The sequence below is a fragment of the Bacteroides sp. AM54-2NS genome, assembly GCF_003602935.1.
In the GTDB taxonomy this organism is placed as follows: domain Bacteria; phylum Bacteroidota; class Bacteroidia; order Bacteroidales; family Bacteroidaceae; genus Bacteroides; species Bacteroides xylanisolvens.
Window position 1 is genome coordinate 55,418 of sequence record NZ_QTMZ01000033.1, and the last position, 6,679, is coordinate 62,096.

The window sequence follows — 6,679 nt, forward strand, 5'->3', positions numbered from 1 at the left end:
AAAAACAGCTATAATGAAACATACTACATCTATTATAAAGTTGTTCTCACTTGCACTATTTGTTCTTGTCGGAACTGCGTGTATAGACAACTTTGACAAAATAAACCAGAAGGACTATCAGGTGGACAAGGAAGAGTTGGGCCGTGAAGGATACAATGTTGGTGCCAGTCTCAAAGGATTACAGGGATTGGTTATTCCTACGGAGGAGCATCTTTACCAATTTGTCGAAGCACTTGCCGCCGGAGCTTTCTCCGGATATATCGGCTGTACTGTGGAGTGGACAGCCAAATTTGAGACATACAATCCGCCAACAGACTGGCAGGAAGCGCCTTTCTCTGATCTTATCACACGTACTTACCCGTTCTATCGTGACTTGCTCGACGAAACAGAAGATCCGGTCGCATTAGCATTAGGATTTGATGATGTCTATCAGGGGGATCTCTCCAAATGGCTCAAATTCACAAATTCGCTCAAGTTACGTATGGCCATGCGTTTGACATACGTACCGGAGATGAAAGAGGAAGCCCGGCGAATAGCCGAAGAAGCCGTTACCGCTGGCGTCATTACCCAAAATGCAGACAACGCTTTCTTGAAAGTAGAGGAAAACCGTGCAGCAATGGTGTTCAACAACTGGAATGACCAGCGTGTGGGCGGTGATATCATCTCATATATGAACGGTTATAAGGATCCGAGGCGGGAGAAAATGTTCACTACGGTTAAGGTTACTGACCAGGAAACATGGATGGAAGTGGATGGATATGCCGGAATACGCATCGGTATTGATGTGCGCACTAAAGATGAAATGATAGGAGCATACAGTAAGCCGATCATCACAAGCACCAGCCCCTATATGTGGATGAACGCTGCAGAGATCACTTTCTTACGTGCCGAGGGTGCTTTGTGGGGATGGAATATGGGAGGTGAAGCCAAAGATTTGTATAACCAAGCCATAGCTCTCTCTTTTGAACAATACGGAGTGACGGGTGCAGATACATATACCGCAAATACAACCGATATGCCACAGGCATATGACGACCCCCAATATGAATATACAGATTATGAAGGCCCGCGCAGTACTATCACCATAGCATGGGAAGAAGGGGATAATTATTTTGAGCGGAACCTTGAACGTATCATCACCCAAAAGTGGATTGCTAACTTCCCTTTGGGAGTGGAAGCATGGAGCGAATACCGGCGCACGGGATATCCGCATCTGTTACCCGTAATAAAGAATAAAAGCGGTGGTGCCATTGATACCGATCACATGATACGCCGATTATGGTACCCTCCTATCGAGTACTCCGAGAATCTTTCTAATATAAAACTGGCGACAGGTATGTTAGGAGGCCCTGACAACGGAGGCACACGGTTGTGGTGGGATAAGAAACCTTATGCCAATCCATGAGAAATGAATGAGTATGATTAATACGAATGAAAAATAAGAAAAAATGAAAGCAATAATATATAACATATTTACCTGCACTCTATTACTCTTAGCGTGCGTTCTGCCTACGGCATGTAGTGACTGGAACGAACCGGAGCCGGTGGATGTGAACATAAATAGTCCAAAAGATCAGAATCCGGAACTTTGGGCAAGCTACATGCAGGTATTGAATACCTACAAGCAAAGTAAGCATTATATAGCTTATACGCGATTTGACAATTCTCCGGAGAAACCTGTAAATGAAGGAAGCTACCTTCGTTCACTGCCCGACTCACTGGACATTGTTACCTTATGCAATCCCGGCAATATCAGCGATAATGACCGTGAAGACATTCTTCTATTGCGTGAAAAGAGTACCCGGGTAATCTATCTTGTAGATTATGCTGCACAGGCAGCTACCTTTACTGATGCCGCAGCTTTGGGAACTTGGCTTGATAAAGCAGTTGCCGCAGCCACAGAATTGAACCTGGATGGTTTTGCCTTTACAGGCGTCCGTCTATATAGCGGGACAGATGCTGAAATGGTAGCCCGTAAGGAGGCCGCACAGCTTATCGTCTCTAAGCTATCCGCTACAACGGGTGGTGGCAAGTTATTAGTATTTGAAGGTAATCCCGACTTTATAGAGTCTACCGACCTTGAAAAGCTAAACTACATTGTGTTAAATACTGCTGACCTCACTAATGTGAGCGAACTAAATCTATTGATTGCCGGATTACCGGATAGCAATATACTACCTCGTGAGAAAGTTCTATTATCTGCCCGTATAGGCGACCAAATAGTAGACGAAAAGAATGAAAAACAAAGTGTAGTGCCTCTGATGACAGATTGTGTAGCTGCAATGGGGCCACTTGGAGGCCTTGCCATTCACAATATCGGCAGCGATTATTATAGTGCGAATATGAATTATGAAACCACTCGTACGGCTATTCAACAGATGAATCCGTCGAAATAAAAACGTACGATTATGAAAAAGAAATTTATCATATATATACTGTTCCCGCTCCTGATACTAGCGGTTGGAATGTCAGCTTGCACCGAAGATACTATTTTGGCGGATGCAGGTAAGTTGCCGGATGAAACGACAATGGGAAGTATTGGCAGTACGCTGCGTAGCAATTCGTCCTTCTCCGGGAAAGCAGTTATTGAACTGACGAATGACAGTGAGGATGAAATAGTTGTCGATGAAATATTCTATCAGTTAAGCCGTCCTGCGACAAGCGATGTGAAGGTAACGGTCAAATTGGAAAACGAGATGAGTATGGAGTTTGAAGCTGAAATAAAGGCAGATAATGCGAAGATTGAAGCGTTTAATGAAAGTATGGTTGCAGCACATTGGAGACAAAAACCCTTGTTAAAATCAGCAGTGTTCCCCAAAGGGAATGTAATCTCGGGAGAAGGCATCCTGACTATACCTGCCGGAAAAGAGAAGTCATCAAGTATCAAACTTACGCTTTCTACACATAATCTGCCTGCAGATTATGATGCTTACGATTACTCTTTGCCATAGAGCAAACTAATGCGGACGGTGAAACAGAGAAGCAATATCTTAGATACAGAGTCAATGTACGCCAAAAGGCAGGTGAAATAATTTCTGAAGATGGCGTTAATATCGCAACATTGGATACCCGTTTCCTTTCTGTATTCTATCTCAACACCTCTACTTACCAACCTATACTTGCTGATATTTTTATATACGTGAGAACAAATACTGAAACCCGGGAAAAGGAAGCGTACAGTATGGGGAATATTGTCAACTTGCGTATTGCAACGGTAGGTTATGATAAAGAATCCGGTCGCGCCATACTAACATTGAATAATGATCTACGCTATGTATTAGAGAATACAGCCACTTACATCCGCCCTCTTCAAGATCACGAACGCAAAGTGTGTCTGTGCATCGAAGGCGGTGGTAAAGGCTTAGGCTTCTGTAATATGAATGATGCCCAGATAGCAGACTTTACCAAACAAGTAAAAGATGCAATAGAGTATTACCAGTTAGATGGTGTGAACCTTTGGGACGTAGGCAGTGGATATGATAAAGCGGGAATGCCTCCAGTAAATACCACCTCATATCCCAAACTTATCAAAAGTTTGCGTGACGCAATGCCTGGTAAAATGCTGACTTTAGTAGATAAGGACGAGCCTACTGCATCCTTCTATGATCCTGCTTTATGCGAAGGTATAGAAGTGGGAAAATACATTGATTACGCATGGCATGGTTATGTTTCAGAGGAAGAAGAAGTGCAAATTATAGAACCGTGGGAAACCGAACACCCTTACAGCGACTATACTCGTAAACCCATAGCAGGACTGACAGCTGAACGCTATGGAAGCGTAAATATGCCTCTGTATCCTAAGAGTGCAGAGGGAATATTAAATGCCTCAAAGAAAAAGGCGATAATGTGGAAAAAAGAAGAAAATCGAAAAAAGAACAATATTATCGTATTTGGCAGCGATATGATTAGTGATGAACAGAATCAATACGAATATCGCATGGAAAATGGATATCTATCTTTTATTGGAGCAATAGCAGAAGATGGTCTAGAGTGGGGTAAAAATCCACGCCCTCCATTCATGGAGAGAGAAGAAAATGGAGAATACAACTATGGTATATCCGAAACTGTAACAGATGAACATCGACAAAAATTTCATTTAGGATATCGCTATCTCGCCAAAGATTGGTAGAACTAGCGGTCGAGATCAATAAAAAGAAAAATATAAAAAGAGAATATTATGAAAACAAAACATATTCATCGAGACATTCCATTATTCGTCTCTTTTGCAGGTTCTGTCATAATCCTACTTCTGTTAGTAGCGGCATGTGACAACAAGGATTATAGTAAAGCGTCTCCTTTTGACAATGCCGTATATATAGATGTGGCAAAAGTGAAGGATGTAGCTAATTTCACATTTAATAATCTCAAACAGACAGGGCAGCAAGAGCTTTCTGCTGTGTTGGCATACCCTGCCGAACAAGATATTGATGTTAATTTTCAGGTAGATCCTTCGTTGATAGGTTATTATAACGCGCGTCTCGGCACTAATTATGCAATGCTGGACGCTAAATATTATAAGTTTTCTACACAGCATGTCGTCATCCCCAAAGGAGACGTAAACTCGGAAGTCGTAACGATCAGTTTCTCCGACCTCACGGATTTGGACATTGACACTAATTTCCTGCTACCTGTCACTATTCAGCAAGCGTCAGGAGGTATGGGATTATTGAAGGGATCAAAAACTATTTGTTACATAGTACGTCGTTCCAGCGCCATTACTACAGCAGTGAGCCTTTCAAACAACTACTTTGAAGTTCCCGGATTCGAAAAAGACAGCCCTACGGCTAATGTGGTAAATGGGCTAACACAACTAACCTTCGAAGCCATTATCCGGGTAAATAGATTCGATCCTAAAAATGAGATTTCAACTATAATGGGTATAGAGCAATACTGTTTGTTCCGTTTGGGCGATTCAGGATTCCCCAAACAGCAATTGCAGTTTGCCGCCAACGAGATTAAATTCCCAAAGGCAGACGAAGGAAAATTGTTGCAACCAAGCGAATGGTATCATGTAGCCGTGACTTATGACACCGAAGCAAAAACTGCCGCTATCTACGTGGATGGCAAACTGCAGAGTACTATTGAGGACTACGGAACTGGTGAGCCCATTAATTTGGGCAAGCAAACCCGAGGAAAGGACTTTATGTTTAAAATAGGACACTCCTATGGTGAGCCAGAGGATATGACTCGTCAATTAGATGGTGAAATCTGCGAAGTACGAATATGGAACGTGATACGCTCACAAGAAGAAATTTACAAAAATATGTATGATGTCGATCCTCAAACTACAGGTTTAAAAGCCTATTGGAAGTTTAATGAAGGCAAAGGGGATATAGCGAAAGACTATACAGAAAACGGTAATGATGCAAAAGCATATGCTAAAGCTATTTGGCCGGAAGGCATTGAAGTGACACAGAAAAATAAGGAATAATAACGACCTAAAATTTCAATCTAAAACGCTGCCACATTTTTACTCCTACTTTAAGTTACATAAAAGGGAATAGTAAAATGTGACAGCGTTAATAATTAACTCTCTACTATAGAATAATTTAAATTGCCCCTGATGAATTTGCCAAATATGCACAGATTCATTCACTGAAAATATAAAGTCAAAGAGTAGCCATTATCTAAAAAAAAAGTCGTAGCTTTGCAATAACCTAAAAATTAAATTGATATGGAACAACAAGACAAATATATACGCTTTGACTGGGCTGTGAAAAGGCTTCTCCGCCAAAAGGCAAATTTCGGCGTACTGGAAGGTTTCTTGACTGTCCTTCTCGGTGAAAACGTGAAAATCATAGAGATATTGGAAAGTGAAAGCAACCAACAAACAATCGATGATAAATTCAACCGGGTAGATATTAAAGCCAGAAATAGTAAGGACGAAATCATTATTGTAGAGATCCAAAATACACGGGAGCTCTATTATCTGGAACGCATCTTGTACGGAGTGGCAAAAGCTATCACTGAACATATTTCTTTAGGAGAACGCTACTATGCGGTGAAAAAAATATACTCTATCAGTATTCTATACTTCGATATCGGTAAGGGAGAAGATTATTTGTATCATGGACAAAACCATTTTATCGGAGTACATACAGGAGACAGACTGGAAGTAACTACTAAAGAAAAAGACGCCATCGTCCATAAGATTCCGGCAGAAATCTTTCCGGAATATTTTCTAATTCGTGTGAATGAATTCGATAAAGTGGCCGTCACTCCATTGGAAGAATGGATTGAATACTTGAAAACTGGTTGCATTCGCCCCGATACAACAGCTCCCGGTCTGGAAGAAGCACGCCGGAAACTTATTTATTACAATATGTCCAAGGAAGAAAGACATGCCTACGACGAGCACCTTAGTGCCATCATGATACAAAATGATGTATTAGATGGAGCAAAACTGGAAGGGCGCATGGAAGGACGTATGGAGGGGCGTATGGAAGGACGCATGGAAGGACGCATGGAAGAACGGCTCGAAATTGCCAGCAATCTGAAATCACAGGGAGTAGACATAACAGCTATCCAAAAGGCTACCGGACTTTCATTGGAAGAAATTCAAAAGTTATAAATAATGCGAATCAGTAGTTGAACTCTGATTCCTTGTTTTAGAAAATTAGATAAATGAATGCGATGGCAATTTTGCCCATCGTATGTACTAAAAGTCCAGATGTAGATC

The 6,679-nt window shown here is 41.6% G+C and carries 6 protein-coding genes; all 6 read left to right on the forward strand.

The annotated features are described in order from the left end of the window. Positions 1–13: 13 nt before the first annotated feature. The 6 genes from DXA05_RS18315 to DXA05_RS18340 all read left to right on the forward strand — a co-directional run bounded on the left by DXA05_RS18315 (position 14) and on the right by DXA05_RS18340 (position 6,571). Positions 14–1,405, forward strand: a complete 1,392-nt coding sequence (locus tag DXA05_RS18315; RefSeq protein ID WP_128859465.1) for a SusD/RagB family nutrient-binding outer membrane lipoprotein — start codon at positions 14–16, stop codon at positions 1,403–1,405. A 43-nt stretch (positions 1,406–1,448) separates the two neighbouring features. Then, on the forward strand, positions 1,449–2,396 hold the full coding sequence (locus tag DXA05_RS18320; protein ID WP_128859466.1) for a glycoside hydrolase family 18: 948 nt from the start codon (positions 1,449–1,451) through the stop codon (positions 2,394–2,396). A gap of 12 nt (positions 2,397–2,408) precedes the next feature. Further along, positions 2,409–2,951 (forward strand): DUF1735 domain-containing protein, encoded by a 543-nt coding sequence (locus DXA05_RS18325; protein ID WP_128859467.1) that lies wholly within the window; start codon positions 2,409–2,411, stop codon positions 2,949–2,951. 188 nt (positions 2,952–3,139) lie between these two features. Then, on the forward strand, positions 3,140–4,129 hold the full coding sequence (locus tag DXA05_RS18330; protein ID WP_128859468.1) for a glycosyl hydrolase family 18 protein: 990 nt from the start codon (positions 3,140–3,142) through the stop codon (positions 4,127–4,129). A gap of 48 nt (positions 4,130–4,177) precedes the next feature. After that, entirely contained in the window at positions 4,178–5,431 is a 1,254-nt protein-coding gene (locus DXA05_RS18335; RefSeq protein ID WP_128859469.1) for a DUF1735 and LamG domain-containing protein, read from the forward strand. A gap of 243 nt (positions 5,432–5,674) precedes the next feature. After that, positions 5,675–6,571, forward strand: coding sequence for an Rpn family recombination-promoting nuclease/putative transposase (locus tag DXA05_RS18340; protein ID WP_118407786.1), 897 nt, complete (start codon positions 5,675–5,677; stop codon positions 6,569–6,571). Positions 6,572–6,679: the final 108 nt, after the last annotated feature.